This window comes from Burkholderia mayonis (assembly GCF_001523745.2).
In the GTDB taxonomy this organism is placed as follows: domain Bacteria; phylum Pseudomonadota; class Gammaproteobacteria; order Burkholderiales; family Burkholderiaceae; genus Burkholderia; species Burkholderia mayonis.
Genome location: NZ_CP013386.1, coordinates 2,457,748 through 2,478,381, shown reverse-complemented (window position 1 = coordinate 2,478,381; position 20,634 = coordinate 2,457,748). Strand labels below are relative to the sequence as shown.

Annotated in this window: 19 protein-coding genes, 1 tRNA gene and 1 pseudogene; 14 read left to right on the top strand and 7 right to left on the bottom strand. The window is 65.6% G+C overall.

Annotated elements, in window-relative coordinates:
* The first annotated feature begins 89 nt into the window (after nt 1-89).
* The 6 genes from pstC to phoR all read left to right on the top strand — a co-directional run bounded on the left by pstC (nt 90) and on the right by phoR (nt 5,667).
* Nucleotides 90-1,076 carry a phosphate ABC transporter permease PstC gene (gene pstC, locus WS70_RS11905; RefSeq protein ID WP_059597154.1) on the top strand — a complete coding sequence of 329 codons (987 nt, stop codon included), beginning with the start codon at nt 90-92 and terminating at the stop codon, nt 1,074-1,076.
* The gene (pstA, locus tag WS70_RS11900; protein WP_059597153.1) at nt 1,073-1,966 is read left to right on the top strand and encodes a phosphate ABC transporter permease PstA; all 894 of its coding nucleotides are present in this window, start codon (nt 1,073-1,075) and stop codon (nt 1,964-1,966) included. The genes pstC and pstA overlap by 4 nt, the downstream gene beginning before the upstream one ends.
* A gap of 15 nt (nt 1,967-1,981) precedes the next feature.
* A complete protein-coding gene (pstB, locus tag WS70_RS11895) occupies nt 1,982-2,830 on the top strand; it encodes a phosphate ABC transporter ATP-binding protein PstB (RefSeq protein ID WP_059473284.1) in 849 nt (282 codons plus the stop codon).
* 20 nt (nt 2,831-2,850) lie between these two features.
* Nucleotides 2,851-3,555: a phosphate signaling complex protein PhoU gene (gene phoU, locus WS70_RS11890; protein ID WP_059473285.1), complete on the top strand. Its 705-nt coding sequence runs from the start codon at nt 2,851-2,853 to the stop codon at nt 3,553-3,555.
* 30 nt (nt 3,556-3,585) lie between these two features.
* Complete coding sequence (gene phoB / locus WS70_RS11885; RefSeq protein ID WP_010102857.1) at nt 3,586-4,287, top strand: phosphate regulon transcriptional regulator PhoB; 702 nt, start codon at nt 3,586-3,588, stop codon at nt 4,285-4,287.
* 69 nt (nt 4,288-4,356) lie between these two features.
* A complete protein-coding gene (gene phoR, locus WS70_RS11880; protein WP_059473286.1) occupies nt 4,357-5,667 on the top strand; it encodes a phosphate regulon sensor histidine kinase PhoR in 1,311 nt (436 codons plus the stop codon).
* Between the two features lie 167 nt (nt 5,668-5,834).
* Here phoR and ppk1 read toward each other — a convergent pair whose 3' ends face one another.
* Complete coding sequence (gene ppk1, locus WS70_RS11875) at nt 5,835-7,898, bottom strand: polyphosphate kinase 1 (RefSeq protein WP_059473287.1); 2,064 nt, start codon at nt 7,896-7,898, stop codon at nt 5,835-5,837.
* A gap of 273 nt (nt 7,899-8,171) precedes the next feature.
* Here ppk1 and ppx point away from each other — a divergent pair, with 273 nt between their 5' ends.
* Complete coding sequence (ppx, locus tag WS70_RS11870) at nt 8,172-9,686, top strand: exopolyphosphatase (protein WP_059473288.1); 1,515 nt, start codon at nt 8,172-8,174, stop codon at nt 9,684-9,686.
* A gap of 247 nt (nt 9,687-9,933) precedes the next feature.
* Here the strand turns inward: ppx and WS70_RS11865 are convergent, their stop codons facing one another.
* On the bottom strand, nt 9,934-10,377 hold the full coding sequence (locus tag WS70_RS11865) for a hypothetical protein (protein ID WP_059473289.1): 444 nt from the start codon (nt 10,375-10,377) through the stop codon (nt 9,934-9,936).
* A 585-nt stretch (nt 10,378-10,962) separates the two neighbouring features.
* On the opposite strand from WS70_RS11865, the gene WS70_RS11855 reads away from it, so the two are divergent.
* From WS70_RS11855 to WS70_RS11840, 4 genes and pseudogenes are all read left to right on the top strand, one after another.
* Nucleotides 10,963-12,033 (top strand): phosphatase PAP2 family protein, encoded by a 1,071-nt coding sequence (locus WS70_RS11855; RefSeq protein ID WP_059473290.1) that lies wholly within the window; start codon nt 10,963-10,965, stop codon nt 12,031-12,033.
* 126 nt (nt 12,034-12,159) lie between these two features.
* Nucleotides 12,160-12,729 (top strand): hypothetical protein, encoded by a 570-nt coding sequence (locus tag WS70_RS11850; RefSeq protein WP_059473343.1) that lies wholly within the window; start codon nt 12,160-12,162, stop codon nt 12,727-12,729.
* A 120-nt stretch (nt 12,730-12,849) separates the two neighbouring features.
* Nucleotides 12,850-13,231: pseudogene (locus WS70_RS11845) on the top strand (DUF1493 family protein).
* 41 nt (nt 13,232-13,272) lie between these two features.
* Nucleotides 13,273-13,908, top strand: a complete 636-nt coding sequence (locus WS70_RS11840) for a hypothetical protein (RefSeq protein WP_059597152.1) — start codon at nt 13,273-13,275, stop codon at nt 13,906-13,908.
* A gap of 121 nt (nt 13,909-14,029) precedes the next feature.
* On the opposite strand, the gene WS70_RS11835 is transcribed toward WS70_RS11840, so the two are convergent.
* Nucleotides 14,030-14,106 (bottom strand) — tRNA-Pro (locus tag WS70_RS11835).
* Between the two features lie 168 nt (nt 14,107-14,274).
* Here WS70_RS11835 and sixA point away from each other — a divergent pair.
* Both sixA and WS70_RS11825 read left to right on the top strand, forming a co-directional pair.
* The gene (sixA, locus tag WS70_RS11830; RefSeq protein WP_059473171.1) at nt 14,275-14,733 is read left to right on the top strand and encodes a phosphohistidine phosphatase SixA; all 459 of its coding nucleotides are present in this window, start codon (nt 14,275-14,277) and stop codon (nt 14,731-14,733) included.
* Nucleotides 14,734-14,883: 150 nt separating this feature from the next.
* Nucleotides 14,884-15,702, top strand: a complete 819-nt coding sequence (locus WS70_RS11825; protein WP_059597151.1) for a GNAT family N-acetyltransferase — start codon at nt 14,884-14,886, stop codon at nt 15,700-15,702.
* A 310-nt stretch (nt 15,703-16,012) separates the two neighbouring features.
* Here the strand turns inward: WS70_RS11825 and WS70_RS32360 are convergent, their stop codons facing one another.
* The gene (locus WS70_RS32360; RefSeq protein WP_010102873.1) at nt 16,013-16,183 is read right to left on the bottom strand and encodes a hypothetical protein; all 171 of its coding nucleotides are present in this window, start codon (nt 16,181-16,183) and stop codon (nt 16,013-16,015) included.
* A 168-nt stretch (nt 16,184-16,351) separates the two neighbouring features.
* On the opposite strand from WS70_RS32360, the gene WS70_RS11815 reads away from it, so the two are divergent.
* Nucleotides 16,352-16,552 carry a hypothetical protein gene (locus WS70_RS11815; protein WP_059473173.1) on the top strand — a complete coding sequence of 67 codons (201 nt, stop codon included), beginning with the start codon at nt 16,352-16,354 and terminating at the stop codon, nt 16,550-16,552.
* A gap of 196 nt (nt 16,553-16,748) precedes the next feature.
* On the opposite strand, the gene WS70_RS11810 is transcribed toward WS70_RS11815, so the two are convergent.
* The 3 genes from WS70_RS11810 to WS70_RS11800 all read right to left on the bottom strand — a co-directional run bounded on the left by WS70_RS11810 (nt 16,749) and on the right by WS70_RS11800 (nt 20,334).
* On the bottom strand, nt 16,749-18,140 hold the full coding sequence (locus WS70_RS11810; protein WP_059473174.1) for an MATE family efflux transporter: 1,392 nt from the start codon (nt 18,138-18,140) through the stop codon (nt 16,749-16,751).
* Between the two features lie 7 nt (nt 18,141-18,147).
* A complete protein-coding gene (locus WS70_RS11805; RefSeq protein WP_059473175.1) occupies nt 18,148-18,471 on the bottom strand; it encodes a DUF2288 domain-containing protein in 324 nt (107 codons plus the stop codon).
* Nucleotides 18,472-18,708: 237 nt separating this feature from the next.
* Complete coding sequence (locus tag WS70_RS11800; RefSeq protein WP_059597150.1) at nt 18,709-20,334, bottom strand: acyl-CoA synthetase; 1,626 nt, start codon at nt 20,332-20,334, stop codon at nt 18,709-18,711.
* Between the last annotated feature and the right edge of the window lie 300 nt (nt 20,335-20,634).

The window sequence follows — 20,634 nt, the reverse complement described above, 5'->3', positions numbered from 1 at the left end:
TAGCGGTTCGCCGCCCGGCTGCAAGGCCGGGCGGCGTGTGCGGTACCGGCGGGAGGCGCATGCCGTCCGCCACTGAAAAACAGGCTCCCATGTCTGATATTCCTCTCGCGTCGACCCGGTCCGGCGGCCAGTCGCAGCAGCGCGCGCCGAGCCGATACGGCGACCTCCTGTTCGGCGGCCTCACGCGTCTCGCGGCAATCGTGACGCTACTTCTCCTCGGTGGCATCATCGTGTCGCTCATCGTCGCGTCGATGCCCACCATCGAAAAATTCGGACTCCCGTTCCTTTGGCATTCCGAATGGGATCCCAACTCCGATTCGTACGGCGCGCTCGTGCCGATCTACGGGACCGTCGTCACGTCGATCATCGCACTCGTCATCGCAGTGCCCGTGAGCTTCGGCATCGCGCTCTTTCTCACCGAGCTCTCGCCCGTCTGGCTGCGCCGGCCGCTCGGCATCGCGATCGAGCTGCTCGCCGCGATCCCGTCGATCGTCTACGGGATGTGGGGGCTGCTCGTGTTCGCTCCGATTTTCGCGACCTATTTCCAGAAGCCCATCGGCGCGCTGCTGGGGCCGATTCCGGTCATCGGCGCGCTGTTCCAGGGGCCGCCTATCGGCATCGGCATCCTGTCCGCGGGTGTGATTCTCGCGATCATGATCATTCCGTACATCGCGTCGGTGATGCGCGACGTGTTCGAGGTGACGCCCGTGCTGCTGAAGGAGTCCGCATACGGGATCGGCTGCACGACCTGGGAAGTGATGTGGAAGATCGTGCTGCCGTACACGAAGACAGGCGTGATCGGCGGCGTGATGCTCGGCCTCGGCCGCGCGCTCGGCGAAACGATGGCCGTGACTTTCGTGATCGGCAATACGAACCTGCTCGACAACGTGTCGCTGTATTCGCCCGGCAACAGCATCACGTCGGCGCTCGCGAACGAGTTCGCGGAAGCGTCGCCGGGCTTGCATACATCTGCGCTGATGGAGCTCGGCCTCATTCTGTTCGTCATCACGTTCATCGTGCTCGCGATCTCGAAGCTGATGCTGCTGCGCCTCGAACGCGGGGAGGGCCGTAAATGAGCTCGCCCGTCCTCAACATGCCGGGCCCCGACGGCGCCGTGCTCGACGCGATGCGCGCGCGCCTGCAGCGCCGCCGCAAGGCGATCAACGTGATCGCGCTGACCGCGTCGCTCGCCGCGATGGCGTTCGGCCTGCTCTGGCTCGTCTGGATTCTCTACACGACGCTGCATCTCGGGATCGGCGGATTATCGCTTTCGCTCTTCACCGAATCGACGCCGCCGCCGAACACGGCGGGCGGCGGCCTCGCGAACGCGATCGTCGGCAGCGTGCTGCTCATCGCGCTCGCGACGTTCGTCGGCACGCCGATCGGCATCCTTGCGGGCGTCTATCTCGCCGAGTACGGCCAGAAGAGCTGGCTCGCGAGCGTGATGCGCTTCATCAACGACATCCTGCTGTCGGCGCCGTCGATCGTCATCGGTCTGTTCGTCTACGCGCTCGTCGTCGCGAAGCTTGGCCACTTCAGCGGCTGGGCCGGCGTGATTTCGCTCGCGCTCCTGCAGATTCCGATCGTGATCCGCACGACGGAGAACATGCTGAAGCTCGTGCCGAACGCGCTGCGCGAGGCTGCGTTCGCGCTCGGCACGCCGAAGTGGCGGATGATCCTGAAGATCACGCTGCGCGCGTCGGTGGGCGGGATCATCACGGGCGTGCTGCTCGCGGTCGCGCGGATCGCCGGCGAAACCGCGCCGCTTCTCTTCACCGCGCTGTCGAACCAGTTCTTCTCGGTCGACATGAACCAGCCGATTGCGAACCTGCCCGTTACGATCTTCAAGTTCGCGATGAGCCCGTTCGCCGAATGGCAGTCGCTCGCATGGGCGGGCGTGTTCCTGATTACGCTCGGGGTGCTGGGACTCAACATCCTCGCGCGCTCGGTCTTCTCGAAAAAGTAACGGCGGAGCAATCCGATGAACATGGCAGAAAGCCACCTCGATCCTTCTCATCGCGCCGCGGCGCCGGCCGGTGTCGGCACGGCGACGGGGCAGCATCCGCTCGCGCCGCTGAACCCGAAGATCGAAGTCAATAATCTGAACTTCTTCTACAGCAAGTTCCACGCGCTGAAGAACATCAACCTGCGCATTCCCGAAGGCAAGGTGACGGCCTTCATCGGCCCGTCGGGCTGCGGCAAGTCGACGCTCCTGCGCACGTTCAACAAGATGTACGCGCTCTATCCGGAGCAGCGCGCCGAAGGCGAGATCCTGATGGACGGCGAGAACCTGCTTCAGTCGAAGCTCGACATCTCGCTGCTGCGCGCGCGGATCGGCATGGTGTTCCAGAAGCCGACGCCATTCCCGATGTCGATCTACGACAACATCGCGTTCGGAGTGAAGATGTTCGAGCGGCTCACGCGCTCGGAAATGGACGACCGCGTCGAATGGGCGCTCACGAAGGCGGCGCTCTGGAACGAGGTGAAGGACAAGCTGAGCCAGAGCGGCTACGGCCTGTCGGGCGGCCAGCAGCAGCGTCTTTGCATCGCGCGCGGGATCGCGATCCGGCCCGAAGTGCTGCTGCTCGACGAGCCGTGCTCGGCGCTCGATCCGATCTCGACGGGGCGCATCGAGGAACTGATCGCGGAGCTGAAGAGCGACTACACGGTCGTGATCGTCACGCACAACATGCAGCAGGCGGCGCGCTGCTCGGACTACACCGCGTACATGTATCTCGGTGAGCTGATCGAATTCGGCGAAACGGAAAAGATCTTCATCAAGCCGACGCGCAAGGAAACGGAAGACTACATCACGGGCCGCTTCGGCTGACCGGATGACGGAGAGCAACAATGTCGGATAAACATCTGTCGAGCCAGTTCGACGCCGATCTCAACGCGGTGTCGTCGAAGGTGCTCGAAATGGGCGGCCTCGTCGAGGCGCAGATCACCGAGGCGATGCATGCGCTCAACGAATTCGACCGCGCGGCGGCCGAGCGCGTGATCGAAGCGGAAGAGCGCCTCAATCACATGGAAGTCGAGATCGACGAGGAGTGCGGCAACATCATCGCGCGCCGCCAGCCGGCCGCGCGCGACCTGCGCCTGCTGATGTCGATCTCGAAGACGATCACGAACCTCGAGCGCGCGGGCGACGAGGCCGAGAAGATCGCGAAGCGCGTGCGTCGTCTCGTCGACGAGCCCGCCGCACGCGCCGTGAACATCGCCGAGATCAAGGTGTCGGGCGAGATGGCCGTGACGATCCTGCGCCGCGCGCTCGACGCGTTCGCGCGTCTCGACACGGTTTCCGCCGCGCAGATCGTCAAGGACGACAAGGAGATCGACCAGGAATTCCGCGCGTTCGTGCGCAAGCTCGTGTCGTACATGCAGGAAGATCCGCGGACGATCTCGGTCGGTCTCGATTATCTGTTCATCGCGAAGGCGATCGAGCGGATCGGCGACCATGCGAAGAACATCGCCGAATTCATCATCTACATCGTGAAGGGCACCGACGTGCGGCACCAGCCGCGCGACACGCTCGATCGCGAAGCCAATAGTTAACTCTGACGTCAAGGACGGACCGAGGTGCCGATGCCCAGCAACATTCTCGTCATCGAAGATGAGCCCGCGATTTCCGAATTGATTTCGGTGAACCTCCAGCATGCGGGACATTGCCCGATTCGCGCATACAACGCCGAACAGGCGCAGAGCCTGATCAGCGACGTGCTGCCCGATCTGGTGCTGCTCGACTGGATGCTGCCTGGCAAGTCCGGCATCGCGTTCGCGCGCGATCTGCGCAACAACGAGCGCACGAAGCACATCCCGATCATCATGCTGACCGCGCGCGGCGACGAGCAGGACAAGGTGCTCGGCCTCGAGATCGGCGCGGATGACTACGTGACGAAGCCGTTCTCGCCGAAGGAGCTGATGGCGCGGATCAAGGCGGTGCTGCGCCGTCGCGCGCCGCAGCTCACCGAGGACGTCGTGTCGATCAACGGGCTGCGACTCGACCCGGCGACGCATCGCGTCGCGGCGCACGCGGAAGGCAGCGAGATCAAGCTCGATCTCGGCCCGACGGAGTTCCGTCTGCTGCATTTCTTCATGACTCATCCGGAGCGCGTCCACAGCCGCACGCAGCTGCTCGACCAGGTGTGGGGCGACCACGTGTTCGTCGAGGAGCGCACGGTCGACGTGCACATCAAGCGGCTGCGCGCCGCGCTCAAGCCCGCCGGCTGCGATGCTATGATCGAAACCGTTCGCGGCAGCGGCTATCGCCTCGCGAAGCACGCGTGACGGCCCGCGGCGCGAGGGGTGCGCGCCGCGCCGGGCTCATCGTTTTCATCTTTCGTCGGGCGCCGAATCATGAACATCATCTGGGCGCGCTTTATGGTGTCGCTCGTCTTGCTCGCGTTCGTCAGCGTGGCGATCGGCGTATTCGCAGGCCCGGTGCCGGGGTTCGCGTTCGCGCTCGTGATGCTCGTCGCGCAGGGCTTCTTCAGCACGTTCCACACGCAGCGCCTCTGGCGCCTGCTCGACGCGCCGGTATACGGCGAGGTGCCTAGCGCGCCGGGCATCTGGGGCGAGATCTACTACCGGCTGCACAAGCTCGCCAAGCAATGGCACGCGCAGGTGCGCCAGGTCGAGCAGCAGCATTCGCGCTTCATCCAGGCGATCCAGGCGTCGCCGAACGGCGTCGCGATGCTCGACGACCGCGATCAGATCGAGTGGTGCAATGCGATCGCCGAAGTGCATTTCGGGCTCGACGCGAAGCGCGACCTGCGCCAGCACGTCACGCATCTCGTCCGTCATCCGGACTTCGTCCGCTACCTGAACGGCCAGCACTACGACGAGACGCTCGTGATGCGCGGCATGGGCGGCAACCGGCAGAACGTGCTCGCCGTACAGGTGTTTCCGTACGGCGAGAACCGCAAGCTGCTGCTCACGCAGGACATCACCGAGCTCGAGCGCACCGACGCGATGCGGCGCGACTTCGTCGCCAACGTGTCGCACGAACTGAAGACGCCGCTCACCGTGCTGTCGGGCTTTCTCGAGACGATGCGCGAGCTGCCGCTGTCTGACGACGAGCGCGCGCGCTATCTCGAGCTGATGGAGCAGCAGGCGTTGCGGATGCGTTCGATCGTCACCGATCTGCTCGTGCTCGCGAAGCTCGAAGGCGAGGGCAAGCCGCCCGCCGATCGCGCGGTCGACATGCGCACGGTGCTCGACCATCTGAAGGACGATGCGCAAACGCTGTCGAACGGGTATCACGAGATCTCGTTCAAGGTCGACGAGACGCTCGCGGTGACGGGCGCGCAGACCGAGATCTTCAGCGCGCTCGGCAATCTCGTGACGAATGCGATCCGCTATACGCCGGAGGGCGGGAAGATCCGCGTCGAATGGCGCCGCGACGGCGCACAGGCGGTGTTCTCGGTGATGGACAGCGGGCTCGGGATTCCGGCCGCCGATCTGCCGCGGCTCACCGAGCGCTTCTACCGCGTCGACCGCAGCCGCTCGCGCGACACGGGGGGCACGGGGCTCGGGCTCGCGATCGTCAAGCACGTGCTGCAACGGCACGATGCGCAACTGACGGTCCAGAGCGAGGAAGGCCGTGGCAGTACGTTCACGGCGCGCTTTCCTGCGCACCGCACGATCAGCCGGCGGCACGCGGCGTGATGTACGGCGTGGCGCGGTGCGCTCGATGAGTGCGCACCGCCCGAGGCCGTCGCTTCGTTTCTTCCCGGTTTAGCCGAGAACAGGGCGGCAGCAAGCCGGCGTCGCGAATCGAAGGACGGCGCGCGACGGCCGCGCGCCGCCGCTCGAGCGACGCGCGCTGTCGCCAGTCACGTGCAGAATTTCGCGAGGAGCCCGAGCTGCGCATTGCGCGGCGCCTTGCCCGCACGGCGGCGGCGATAATGGCCGTCGCGCTGCATGAGCCACGCGGACTGATTGTCGCCGAGGAACACCGACAGCCCTTCGGCGATCACGCGGCGCTTCAGCTTGCGGTCGCGGATCGGGAACGCGACTTCGACGCGGCGGAACAGATTGCGGTCCATCCAGTCGGCGCTCGACAGATAGACGAGCTCTTCTCCGCCGGCATGGAAGTAGTAGATCCGGTGATGCTCGAGAAATCGCCCGATGATCGAGCGCACCGTGATGTTGTCCGACAGTCCCGGCACGCCGGGCTGCAGCGCGCACACGCCGCGCACGATCAGATCGACCTTCACGCCCGCCTGCGACGCTTCGTAGAGCTCCGCGATCACGGTCGGCTCGAGGAGCGCGTTCATCTTCGCGACGATCCGCGCCCGCTTGCCGGCGCGCGCGTTCTCGGTTTCCGCGCGGATGTGCTCGATGAGCCGCGGATGCAGCGTGAACGGCGACTGCCATATCTCGTGCAGCTTCAGCTCGCCGCCGATCCCCGTCAACTGCTGGAACACGTGGTGCACATCTTCGCAGAGCGTCGGCTCGGCCGTCATCAGGCCGAAGTCGGTGTAGAGGCGCGCGGTGCGCGGATGATAGTTGCCGGTGCCGAGATGCACGTAGCGGCGCAGCATCGACTTGCCGTTGTGCGTCACGCGCCGCACGATCAGCATCATCTTCGCATGGCACTTGTGCCCGACGACGCCGTACACGACGTGCGCGCCGACCGCCTCGAGCTGCGACGCCCAGTTGATGTTCGTTTCTTCGTCGAAGCGCGCGAGCAGCTCGACGACGACTGTCACTTCCTTGCCGTTGCGCGCGGCTTCCATCAGCGCGTCCATCAGCGGCGAATCGGTGCCCGTCCGATAGATCGTCTGCTTGATCGCGACGACGCTCGGATCCTGCGCGGCCTGCAGCAGCAGCTCGAGCACGGGCTGGAAGCTCTCATACGGGTGATGCAGCAGGATGTCGCCGTGGTCGATCGTGTCGAACATCGACGGCGCGTTCGCGACCGCGGACGGAATCGACGGCGCGAACGGCGTGAACTTCAGCTCCGGCAGGTCGACGAGGTCCGGCAGTTGCATCAGCCGCACGAGATTGACGGGGCCGTCGACGCGATAGCAGTCCTTCTCGGTCAGGCCGCTTTCGTCGAGCAGGCGCCGCACGAGATGCGGCGGCGTGTCCGCCGACACCTCGAGGCGCACCGCGTTGCCGAGATGGCGCGCGGGCAGCTCGCCCTGCAGCGCGACGCGCAGATTCGTGATTTCGTCTTCGTCGACGAAGAGCTCGCTGTTGCGCGTGATCCGAAACTGATTGCAGCTCTTGACGAGGAGCTTCGGAAACAGCTCCCCGACGAAGCGCTGCATCAGCGAGCTCAGCAGCACGAAGCCGTTATGGAAGCCCGACAGCTCCTGCGGCATCCGCACGAGGCGCGGCAGCGCGCGCGGCGCCTGCACGATGCCCATCACCGCCTGGCGGCCGAACGCGTCGCGACCTTCGAGCTCGACCACGAAGTTCAGGCTCTTGTTGAGCACGCGCGGGAACGGGTGAGCGGGGTCGAGGCCGATCGGCGTGAGGACGGGCAGCAATTCGTCGACGAAGTAGCGGCGCGCCCATTCGATCTGCGCGTCGCTCCACGTCTCGGTGCCGTGAAAATAGATGCCTTCCTGTTCGAGCGCGGGCAGGATCGTTTCGTGCAGCATCGCGTACTGCCGGTGCACGAGTCGCTGCGCACGCTCGACGACGAGGTCGTACACATGCTGCAGCGACATGCCGTCCGGCGCGAGCGCCCCCGGGTTGTCCCGCATCTGCTCCTGGAGCCCGGCCATCCGGACTTCGAAGAATTCATCGAGATTGCTGCTCGTGATGCAGATGAAGCGCAGGCGTTCGAGGAGCGGGACGTGCGGATCGGCGGCTTGGGCGAGCACGCGCTCGTTGAAGCCCAGGATGCCGAGTTCACGATTCAGAAGCGGATAGCGGAGGGACATCGGCAGAGAATACGGAAAGTCAGGCGCAGACTCGAAAGGTCGCTCGGAAATTCTCACGGTGCGATGACGTAGTGATGACGGTTTGATGTTGGTCGCCAAATCATACGCTCGAAAATCGGGGATTTCATAAAAGTGCCCTCTAGATACAATGAAGGTATGCGACACCCGGCCGCCGCCGACACCGGAAGCCGCGCAGCGCTTAAAATGGCGCCTTTGATCTTTTCGGTGCGCGCGGCCTCGCCTGCGCGGCCAGGCGAGAACGGAGCCCCCTCGATGGTTACATCCCCGCATTTACTGGCTGCCGTCGATCTCGGCTCGAACAGCTTCCGGCTCATCGTCGGGCGCGTCGAGGAGACGCCCGCCGGCAGCCAGATCTATCCCGTCGACGCGCTGCGCGAGCCCGTACGGCTCGCCGCCGGCCTGTCTCGCGACAAGATGCTCGACCGCGCGTCGCAGGAGCGCGGCTGGGAAGCGCTCAAGCGCTTCGGCGAGCGGCTGCGCGATTTTCATCCCGATCACGTGCGCGCGGTGGCGACCAACACGCTGCGGGTCGCGAAGAATGCCGGCGAGTTTCTCGCCGAGGCCGAGGCGTCGCTCGGCTTCCCGATCGAAGTGATCGCGGGCCGCGAGGAGGCGCGCCTCATTTACGCGGGCGCCGCGCATTCGGTGCCGGCGAGCGCCGGCAAGCGGCTCGTCGTCGACATCGGCGGCGGCTCGACCGAGTTCATCATCGGCCAGCATTACACGCCGCTCGTGATGGAAAGCCTCTACATCGGCTGCGTGAGCCACAGCCGCGCGTTCTTCCCCGCCGGCAACGTCGACGAATACACGATGCGGCAGGCCGAGCTCGCGGCGAAGCGCGAGATCCAGATCATCTCCGGCGACTACAAGAAGGCGGGGTGGGATCAGGCGATCGGCTCGTCCGGCACCGCGCGCGCGCTCGCGGAGCTCGTCGAGGCGAACGGATTCAATGACGCGGGCGTGTCGCACGGCATCTCGCGCGGCGGCCTCGAGCGCCTGAAGCGCGCGATCATCAAGGCCGAGAACGTGAACCGCCTGAAGCTCGTCGCACTGAAATCCGACCGCGTGCCGGTGCTGGCGGGCGGACTGTCGATCATGCTCGCGGTGTTCGAGGAGCTCGGCATCGACTACGTCGACACGACAGACGGCGCGCTGCGCCTCGGCGTGCTGTACGACCTGCTCGGCCGGACCCAGCACGAGGACATGCGCGCGGTGACGGTCGATGGCTTCATGCGACGCTACGGCGTCGATCGTGCACAGGCGGCGCGCATCGGCGCGCTCGCCGCGCGCTTCTACGATCAGCTCGGCGAGCCAGAAGGCGAGGATCGCGAGGAAAGCCGCACCTTCCTCGGCTGGGCGGCCGCGCTGCACGAGATCGGGCTGTCGATTTCGCACAGCGCCTACCACAAGCATTCGGCGTACATTGCGAGCAACGCCGACATGCCGGGCTTCTCGCGCACCGACCAGGCGCGCCTCGCGGCGCTCGTGCTCGGTCACGTGGGCAAGCTCGGCAAGCTGTCGCAGTCGCGCGACGTCGAATGGCCGCTCTTGTTCTGCCTGCGCCTCGCCGCGCTGCTGTGCCGGCGCCGCAACGACGCCGGCCTGCCCGAGATCAACGTCGCGCAGATGAAAAAAGGCGGCTACGAAGTGCACCTGCCGAGCGCGTGGGTTCAGCAGAATCCGCTCACCGACTACAGCCTCAGCCAGGAGGCGGCCGAGTGGGAGAAGGTCGGGATTCCGTATCGCGTCGTCTATACGGGGGCGTGATTCGGTTGCGGCGTCGCGGCACGTTTTGTGGTTGCGTTTGTTGCCGCGTTTGTGCCGCGAGCGCGGGTACGCGGGTTTTCCTTTGCCGTCGCGCGATCGGCGCGCCGAACCGTTGCCGCATATGCGCGTGTCGAGCTTCGGCTCGCGCATGCCGCCGTGCGCATCGTGCGCAAGCCTGGGCGGGATGGGGCGGGCCGTCGACGCGGTGCTGGCCACGCGGCGCAAGCGGCCGCACATTTCGAGATGCTTACGGCGATGTGCAGACGATCGCCGTCAGAAACGGAAACGCATTCTTGACGACCGCCTGGCTGCCCGCCTCGCGCACCTTCGCTTCCACTGCGCTCTTCGATCCCCGCACGACGACGCCGTACGCCCAGTCGCCGATCGGCTCGCCGTCGCCGTGCGTGAAGATCGGATCGTTCGCCTGATAGCCGAGTACGACGTAGACCGGAAAGCCGTACGCGGTCAGCGAGCGGTTCGTGCGGAACGCGTTCATCGAGTTCGCTTCGACGTGCATCGGCTGCGAGCGGATCGCGCCGCTCGCGACGAGCGGCGCGACGAACGCGTGGCCTGTCGACGAGCAGTCGAGCGCGGCGTCGAGCACTTGTGCATCGGCGAGCGCGGGCGATGCGCTTGCGAGCGTCGCGATCGGGATCAGGAGTCGGATGATGAGGCGGAGTGAATCGTTCATGCGATGGTGAATGCCGGACGGGCGGCAGGTTGTCGGCGGCCCAAGGTGGGCCGATTGATCGGAATCGGGCGGGAAAGGTGTGCGGCGTCGTGTGCGGCATCGAGGTCGCGGTCCTTTCGATCGGCTTTCTTCTCTCGAGCCTGACGGATCGGCGCGGGTTGCCGGTGCGGACTCGTCGGCGCAGTTCGCCTGATGATAGCGAAAACGTTCGGCACGCGCAGGCGGATTGGCTTGGGGGTGGTTGAGACGGGCGCGTCTGCGAGCAGCTTGGTTGGAGGCGTGCGGATTTGCAGCGAGGGGGACGCGATGCGCGAGTGGGCGACGTGCGCGTAGGCGACGTGCGCGTAGGCGACGTGCGCGTAGGCGACATACGTGTTTGCGACGTGCACATGAGCGATGTGCGCTTGGGGACATGCGCGTTCTCAGCGATCGACTCTAGCGTGGCATGCGATCTATGATGGGCGATGCACAACACCCGAGCGATCGGTCCCGCCGTCTTGGGCACGCCGCACGCGACCGCATCCATCGAACCGCGCCGGAAAGCGCGCCGTGTGCGACCATTCGTACGACAAGAGTGAACATGTGATGCATCGTGCCGACGCCGTTCCATCCGACGCCCCGTGCCGCGGCACGCACGCGCGGCGCCGCTACCGCCTCGGCTGGGCGTGGTGCGCCGCGGTGACGCTCGTCGATGTTGCGTGGCTGCGCGCGGGCGGCTACGCGCTGCAATGGTCGGGTGTCGCTGCCGCCGCGCGGGCGATCGCCGTGTGCGCGGCGTTCTCGATCGTGTTGAACGGCGTCGCGCGCGTGCCGCGCTACGCGAAGGCCGCGACACGCTTCCGCTATCGCGAGGCCAGCCGCACGCTTGCGTGGCTGGCGCTCCTGGCCGCGTTCGTCGCGGCGGCGGGCATCCTGTCCTATCTCTGCGTGACATTGAGGCCGCCGCTCGTCGACGACGTGCTGATTCGCCTCGACGCACGTTTCGGCTTCGACTGGCCGGCCGTCTACGACCGGGTCCTCTCGCATCCGGCGCTGGAGCGCGCGTTCGCGTTCGCGTACGACAGCGCGAAGTGGCAATTGATCGGGATCCCGATTTGGCTGGGCCTGACGGGGCGCGACGAAGCACTGTCGGAGTTCGTCGTGCTCTTCATGATGACGAGCGTGCTGGTGCTCCTGATTTCCGCGCCGTTTCCGGCGGCGAGCGCGTTCCTGCATTTCCGGGTGTCCGATCTGGCCGCATTGTCGAGCGTGAGCGATTTCGTGCGGCTGCGGGACGGGACGCTGCACGCCTTCGACCCCGCGGCGCTGCAGGGCACAGTGTCGCTGCCGTCGTTCCACACGGTGCTCGGCGTGCTGTTCGCGTATGCACTGCGGCGCGTGAGCGTCGTCGCGCCGCTCGCGCTGCTGTTCAACGGCTGGATGATCGCGTCGACGCCGACGCAGGGCGGGCATTATCTGATCGACGTGCTGTCGGGACTGCTCGTCGCATTCGCCGCGATCGTCGCGCACCGATATGCGAGCGGCGAGAACCTCGGCGTCGACCGCGCGGCGTCTGTTGTGCGCGGGCGGCTTGCGGTCGCCGAGCCGCCGGCCGGCAGCGACATGGCATTCGCACGACGCGACGCGCACGCATCCAGATCGAACGGCGACGCCTGATCTGCACGCGGGCCGCGCGACACCATTGCTTTTGCCGGATTCGCTTGCTATCACGGATGACAGCGGATGCTCGCATCGAGTGGCGTTCGCTCGCCGTCGACGAAGAACGATAGGGAGGATGTGCATATGGCCAGCCCGACTGCCCACAAGATCATGATTGTCCGGCACGCGGAGAAATCGACCGGCGACGATGCGCCGTACGGCGTGAACGCGAAAGGCGAGCAGGACGTCGAAGCGCTCACCGTGTTCGGCTGGCAACGCGCGGGTGCGCTCGCGGTGTTGTTCGCGCCGAGCCGCGGTTCGCTGCAGAGCGCCGGGCTCGCGACGCCCGATTGCCTGTTCGCGGCGGCGGTCGCGAAGCATGCGAAGAGCGAGCGGCCGATCGACACGATCACGCCGCTCGCGCACAAGCTCGGGCTCGCGATCTGCGACACTTACACGAAAGGACAGGAAAAGGCGCTGGCGGAGGCGGCCGTCGCGAGCAAGGGGAGCGTGCTGATCGCGTGGCAGCACGAGGATATTCCGACGATCGCCGATGCGATTCCGCTTGGCAAGGACACGGTGCCGCAGAAATGGCCGGACGATCGCTTCGATCTCGTCTGGGTGTTCGATCTCGATGCCGCGAGCGGGAAGTATCGGTTTAGTCAGGTGCCGCAGCTTTTGTTGAAGGGCGATCGGAATAGCGTGATCGAATGATCGACGGCGTGGGCCTGGCGTGTCGTTTCGTTTTCGATTAAACGAATTGCGGCGTCGCGCTTCGTCTTGCGCGGACGCGGACCATAACCGGATCGTGAAACCAGAAGATCGGGTGCAGTAATGGCAGATGCAATCTGGGATCAACTCGAAGCCTTCGCTCGTGAAGATCTTGGGCGGCCGATCTTCGGAGGTTCGCTGAAATTGACGCCGGACAGCCGACTTGAAGAGGACCTTCGCCTGACTGGTCTTGATGCCGTTGAGTTCATTGATAAATGGGCTGAGACATTCGGCGTTGCAGCTCAAGGCTTTCCATACAACCGGTACTTCGGCCCCGAGAGTCTCGACGTGATCAAGTCGGTCCTTGGGCTATTTTCCAAGAAGTACCGAGACCCTGAGCTTGTCCCGTTGACGCTTGGGCTGCTCCAGGATGCTCGCTGAGGCAATGCGGCAGGGGCGGTGGGATACGGCTGAGATTGAAACGGCAGCGAGTAAGCGTGGTTGAGAAGTGCCCAAACTCTTTGCGGATCGCAAACGGGGGCATCGATGGAGCAGCCCGGTCGCAGGCGTCTGGAAGTCCTTCGTATCGCGATTCCGAGGGCGTTGAGGTCGCTCATTCGATGCCTGGCGCGTATTGCGGACCCGCTTTCAAAGTGGGCGGCAATCATCGCCGTATTCGCTGGCGGTGGATGGGCCTTCTATAAGTTTGCCATCGCTGGTGCGACAGACTGGGCGATCAACCTGTCGGTATCAGCGCAAGTTTTTCCTTACCACGACAATCTTGGGTTGCTCGTGATTCACGTCTGTTCGAAGAATCCTCTCGACAACGAGGTGAGCCTAGATCCCAAGAGGGACGCCTATAAGGTGGCGATACAGCAGATTCCTGAAGGGAAGCCCGTGGGGACTGTCGTCGATCCACAGGATTCCCCGGTGTCCGGGCTGTTCTCTCGGACGATAAACATGATGCCTCCCGATGGGTACACATTTCTGCCCAAGGTTGAGTTCGACGATGCGACGGGAGTTGTCGTCCCGTTGGGCAGCAGACTATGGATTACGGCGGAGCTGGACTATGAGGGGGACTACGTGGTGGCAAACGAAGTCATAATCGTTCCCGGCGGAACTGCTGGCGATAGCGGGCATCCAGCCCGGCAGCGTACCAAGCCGACCTTAATGCCACGGTGATGTGATCCTTGCAATTGATTGCAACTGGCCAAGATTCCGGTCCGTTGGGGGCAATGTTGGGGTCAAGAATCCGGAAATGGAAAAGGGGCTACGGCGATTAGCCGTAACCCCTTGATTCCTTTGGTCGGAGCGATAGGATTCGAACCTACGACCCTCTGATCCCAAATCAGATGCGCTACCAGGCTGCGCTACGCTCCGAAGAATCGTGGATTGTATCGCCCCTATCCAAGCCGGGTCAATCTCCGCGTGCAATGGCGGACGCATGCATGCAGACTGCGCAAGAATGGCGGGGCGCCGCGGCAAAGCGCTCGCCGTGCCGCGACGCTGCGGCATGCGGCTTCAACCCATTCTGGAGACGTCCTTGTGATGAACCTGATTCTCTGGCGGCATGCCGAAGCCGAAGACTACGCGAGCACCGATCTCGCGCGCCAGTTGACCGCGCGCGGCCGCAAGGAAGCGCAGGCCGTCGCGAAATGGCTGCGCGCGCGCATCGAGCGCCACGCGACAGTGCTCGCGAGCCCGGCCGCACGCACAGTGCAGACGGCCGAGGCGCTGACCGACCACTATCGAACCGCGGACGAACTCGCGCCCGGCTGCGACGTCGGCGACGTGCTGGCCGCGGCCGGCTGGCCGGATGGAATTGCATCGACGGTCGTCGTCGTCGGACATCAGCCGACGCTCGGCTGCGTCGCCGCGTATCTGCTCGCCGGCTCGGACGAGAGCTGGAGCCTCAAGAAAGGCGGTCTGCTGTGGCTTTCGAGTCGCGCGCGCGAGGGCAATGGGCAGACTGTGCTGCGCGCGGCCATCTCGCCCGATCTAGTCTGATTGGCCGCAATCAAACGCTATTTCATCCTTTCTGCTAAAGTCAAATCGGCGACACGTCACCGAATGGACACCGTTTTGCCACGCAAGCGTCACGGCCGGTTACTACATTGGCGGGCATGTCGTCTCCTTCCTTACGACCAGGAAAGCCTAATGCGAGAACTGCCGACGCCCACGCTCCCATTTGCCTCGCTACCTCTTGACCTGCCGCGCCGCCGTCTGCCGCGCGCGTCCGAAACGGTTACTGCTGAGTTCCGCCTGCGCGCCGCCTGGGCGCGTACCGAAGACGAGTTGCGCGAAGCGCAGCGTCTGCGCCACAGCGTGTTCGCCGAGGAAATGGGCGCGCACGTGAGTGGCCCGGCGGGCCTCGACGTCGATTCGTTCGACTCGTACTGCGACCACCTGCTCGTGCGTGATCTCGACACGCTGAAAGTCGTCGGCACCTATCGCGTGCTGCCGCCGCATCAGGCCGCGCGTGTCGGCCGCCTGTACGCGGAGGGCGAGTTCGATCTGTCGCGTCTCACGCACCTGCGCTCGAAGATGGTCGAAGTCGGCCGCTCGTGTGTGCATCGCGACTATCGCAGCGGCGCCGTCATCATGGCGCTCTGGGGCGGCCTGGGCACCTACATGCAGCAAAACGGCTACGAGACGATGCTCGGTTGTGCGAGCGTGTCGATGGCCGACGGCGGCCACTATGCGGCGAATCTCTATCAGTCGCTTGGCGACGCGCTGACGGCGCCTGAGTATCGCGCGTTCCCGCACACGCCGCTGCCCGTCGACGAACTGCAGACCGGCGTGAAGGTCGCGCCGCCGCCGCTCATCAAGGGTTATCTGCGGCTCGGCGCGAAGATCTGCGGCGCACCCGCATGGGATCCGGACTTCAATTGCGCGGACTTCCTGACGCTGTTCCGCCTGTCGGACATCAATGCCCGCTATGCGCGTCACTTCCTGAACGAACCGCTGCTGCGCTGAAGCTGCCCGGCTCGATGCGAACGACGGCACGGCGAATGCATCGCCGTGCCGTTGCTCTATTGGCGGTTATCAAGGAAGCGAAACGATGGAGTGAGTCGTGTCGCGGTGTCGCCGTGCATTCAATTGACGTGCGACGCGCTACGACCGCGCGCATTCCAGCGCGCAAACAACGCCTCTCGCGCCCGCCATGAGCGGGCATCAGGTGATTTCAAACTGGCACCGTCCGCGCGCTATGTTGGCGCGCCGCGCGCATCCGCGGGCGGCGTCGCGTTCGTCGTGCATGAGACGGTGGAAGAGAGGCGGCAGGGTGTCAGTGCTTGCGCCGCCAGTCGAGCAGATGATGCTCAGCCATCCAATGATGGATCATGCCTTCGCCGTTGTGCGAGCGCTTGTATTCACGCGACTCGTACACCGACAAGCTGACGAGCACCAGCAACCCGATACCCAGGCCGATCAGGCCCGCAATCGATTCGGCATCCATGGCAGCCCTCCTTTCACACCGGCATAGCGCCACGTCTACATAGTAGGACATGCCGGCGCGGACGCGAAGTCGCGCGTCGGCGTCATCGCACGCCAATTTCCAGTAGACTCGCCGGGCGCGATCCGGCAGAAACGGGGGCGCGATCGTTCATTGACTCCGAGGAAATTCATGACCCGCATCGTCATCGCCGCGCTCGTGGCGGCCGTGCTCGCCGGCTGCGCAAGCGATCCCCGGCAGGGCCGCCGCGGCACGCCGCCGCAAGATCCTCCCGATTATCAAGGCGTGCCGACCGACATGACGCCGCCGTCGATGCTCGGCGAACCCGGCGCAGGCGGGGAGGCCGCGGCGTCCGCGAAGCAGCCGCAATAAGCGCCGGGCACGGCGACTTGGCGGCGCTCACGCAGCGTCCTACGCGCTTGCGATGCGGGCGACGGTGCGGCTCGCCGATCGGCAGCGTCGAGTCGCACGACCCAGGCCGTTTGACGGCGCATTCACGTCGACAAGGCCGCCATCGGCGATTGACGGGATCGGCAAGCCCTGCGCCGCGGGCGACGCGAAAAACGCGTTAGCCTGCGATGTGCGCGATCGACGGCGCGCGGCCCGCGACAGCTCGCTCGAGCCCGGGCAGATGGCGCGCGAGCGTTGCGCCGCGCGCCGCCATGAACACGAGCAGCCCGACCCAGAGCCCGTGATTGCCGAACGGACCGACAAGCGCGAACGTCGCTGCCACAAACAGCGCGAACGATGCCGCCATCGCGCGCATCAGCGCTCGTGTATGCGTCGCGCCGATGAACACGCCGTCGAGCATGAAACCCCAGACTGAGATCACCGGCGACAGCGCGGCCCAGGGCAGGTAGCGTTCGGCGACGCTGCGAATCGACGGCTGATCGGTGAGTTGCGCGACGATCCAGCTGCCCGCGCCCCAATAGACGAGTGCGAAGCCCAGCGCGCCGATACCTGCCCAGAAGAACGTCACGCGCAGCGCTTGCCGGAACGCGTCGCGGTTGCGCGCGCCCGCCGCCGCGCCGACGAGTGCCTCGGCGGCGTGCGCGAAGCCGTCGAGCGCGTACGCCATGAAGGTCTGGAAATTGAGGAGGAGCGCGTTCGCGGCGAGCGTCGCGTCGCCTTGTCGCGCGCCGAGATGCGCGAACCAGCCGAACGCCGACAGCAGGCACAGCGTGCGCAGGAAGATGTCGCGATTGAGCGCAACGAGGCGCGCGAGCGCCGCGCGATCGAAGAGCTCGACGCGCCTGATCTTCGGCAGGCCGCGCGGATTCAACCAGCGAAGCAACAGTGCGCTGAGCGCGAAGCCCGCGATATCCGCCGTCGCGGTCGCGGCGCCGATGCCCGCGACGCCCCAATCGAAGCGATATACGTAGAGCAGCACTGCGCCGATGTTGACGATGTTGATGAACACCTGGATCGCGAGTGCGACGCGCACGCGCTGCATGCCGAGCAGATAGCCGAGCACGACGTAGTTCGCGAGCGCGAACGGCGCGGCCCAGATGCGCGCATGCGCGTAGTCGAGCGCGGTCGAGCGCACCGCGTCGCTGCCGCCGAGCGCGGCGAACGCAAGGCCTATGAGCGGTGTTTGCAGCGCGAGCACCGCCGCACCGAGTGCGAACGCGAGCAGCAGCGCGCGCAGCACGTTGATGCGGATGCCGGCGAGATCGTTCGCGCCGAACGCCTGTGCGACGAGCCCTGTCGTACCCATCCGCAGGAAGCCGAAGCCCCAGTACACGAAGTTGAAGAAGAGGCCGCCGAGCGCGACGCCGCCGAGATACTGCGGGCCGTCGAGGTGGCCGGCGACGGCCGTGTCGACCGCGCCGAGAATCGGCTGCGTGAGATTCGCGGCGATGATCGGCAGCGCGAGGCCGAGCACGCGGCGGTGCCAGCTCGCGGCGGAGCGCGGCTCGGGGTCTTCGTCGGGGTGCGCGGACGCGGAGGGGGCGGACATCGCGGCGTTACGTGCGTTCCTGCACGCACACCCACGGCGACACGACGACCGCCCACAGCTCCGGATTGCGCGTCGCGTAATCGTGCGCGGTTCCGGCCTGCATCCGTTCGACGTGGCCCGCGGACAGCCAGCGTGTGACCTGATCCTTGTCGTCGCCGGCGATCGCTTCGGCGACGCTCACGAGATCGAGATCGCGCGCGACCGACAACAGTTTGCCTTGCGCGAAGAAGCGCTCGAGATCGCACCAGTCGATCTTGGCGGTTTCGCCGAGAAGCTTTAGGTAGAGCGGGCTGTGTTGCGCGTCGAGGGAGGAGGGGGTATTCGGAGGCATGGAGTGAGGCAATTGAACTACGGTGAGCGCCACTATAAACCATTCGCGCGGCCGGCGAGACTCGGCCGTTCGGACGAGTTTTGCAACGCGCGGCGGCATGGGACGATAAGGGCGTACGCGTGCCGATGGATCTGCTTGAGCGGTGTGCGTGGGCGTAATCGCGTCGCTTTTGCGGCCGGTTCGATGCGCGTCGCTCGCTTGCACCGCACGCGTTTCGAACATCGGATGCATCACGCATTACGTGTCACGCAGTGCACGGCGGATGATCTTGCCCGTTGCGGTCATCGGCAGGCTGTCGACGAATGCGACCGCTCGCGGATATTCGTGTGCGGCGAGCCGGGTCTTCACGTGCGCCTGCAGCTCGTGTGCAAGCGCGTCGTTTGCTTCATAGCCGGTGTTCAGCACGACGAACGCCTTGACGATTTCGGTGCGGGTCGCGTCCGGCACGCCGACGACGGCGGCCATCCGCACCGCCGGGTGCTTGAGCAGGCAGTCCTCGATCGGGCCCGGACCGATCCTGTAGCCGGCGCTCGTGATCACGTCGTCGTTGCGGCCGACGAAGCGGACGAAGCCATCGGCATCGGCGACGCCGACGTCGCCCGTCAGCAGATAGTCGCCGGCGAACTTCTCGCGCGTTGCATCGGGCTTGCGCCAATACCCGATGAACATCACCGGATCGGGCGCGCGCACGCCGATGTTGCCCTCGACGCCAGGCGGCAGCGCATTGCCTGCATCGTCGACGATCACGATGCGATGTCCGGGCGCCGCCTTGCCGATCGTGCCTGCTCGCGGCTCGAACAACGCGCTGCACGACGATAGCACGACGTTGCATTCAGTCTGTCCGTAGAACTCGTTGATCGTCACGCCGAACGCGTCACGCCCCCATGCGACCAGTTCGGCGCCGAGCGACTCGCCGCCGCTCGCGACCGACTCGATTGCGAGCGTGTAGCGTTCGCGCGGCTGGGTGACGGCCGCGCGCATCAGCTTCAGCGCGGTCGGCGGCAAGAACGTGTGCGTCACGCGGTGCCGCGCGAGCAGCTCGAACGCGGCCACGCCGTCGAACTTCTCGAAGCGGCGCGCGAGCACCGGCACGCCGTGATGCAGCGACGGCAGCAGCAGGTCGAGAAGGCCGCCGATCCACGCCCAGTCGGCGGGCGTCCAGGCGAGGTGCGCGCGCGCCGGAAAGAGGTTTTGCGACATCTCGACGCCGGGAAGATGGCCGAGCAGCACCCGGTGCGCGTGCAGCGCGCCCTTCGGCTTGCCCGTCGTGCCGGACGTGTAGATGATGAGCGCCGGATCGTCGGCCGACGTGTCAGCGGGTTCGAGCTTGTCCGACTCGGCCGCGAGCGCCGCATCGAACGCGAGCACGCCGGGCTCGGCGAGATCGGGCGCGCCGTCGATGCAGTAGATCGTCGCGAGCGACGGCAGCGACGCGTGTAACCGCGCGATCTTCTCGTAGCCGGCGCGATCGGTGACGAGCGCGACCGCGCCGCTGTCGCCGAGGCGGAATTCGAGCGCGTCCTCGCCGAACAGCGTGAAAAGAGGCACCGCGACCGCGCCGAGCTTGTATGCGGCCAGATGCGCGATCGCCGTTTCCGGGCCTTGCGCGAGCAGAATGCCGATCCGGTCGCCGCGCTTCACGCCTGCGCGCGCGAAGCTGTTCGCGAGTCGATTAGAGGCGCTTCTCATCTGGTCGAACGTGTAGCGCGCGATGACGCCGTCCGCATGCTCGTGAATCAGTGCGACGCGGCCGCTGCCGTCAGCCCATTTGTCGCATGCATCGACACCGATGTTGTAGCGCGCCGGAACGCGCCATTCAAAGCGGTCGACGCGTTCGGCGTAACTGGCGGCGTGGGGCAGCATCGGGCGTCTCCGGTTGTTTTTTGTGCGGCGTTTCGACGCACAGTACACCGAATCGCCGGGCGTACGCGTGGCCGTTAGGGGCGATCCTAGAGGGCGCGTTCATGCGCATCATGCGCAAACCACAAATGCCGCGTATGATCGTTTCACCAACGATAGATACGACCATGGACCTGTTTCTGATAGCTACGGGGCTCAGCGTGATAGGGATCGGCGCGCTGGTGGTGTTCGCGCGCCATGTCGATCCGCTTTCCGGCCGTCTGCACGGCCGGTTGCGCAAACGCTGATCGTTCTCTTGATCCG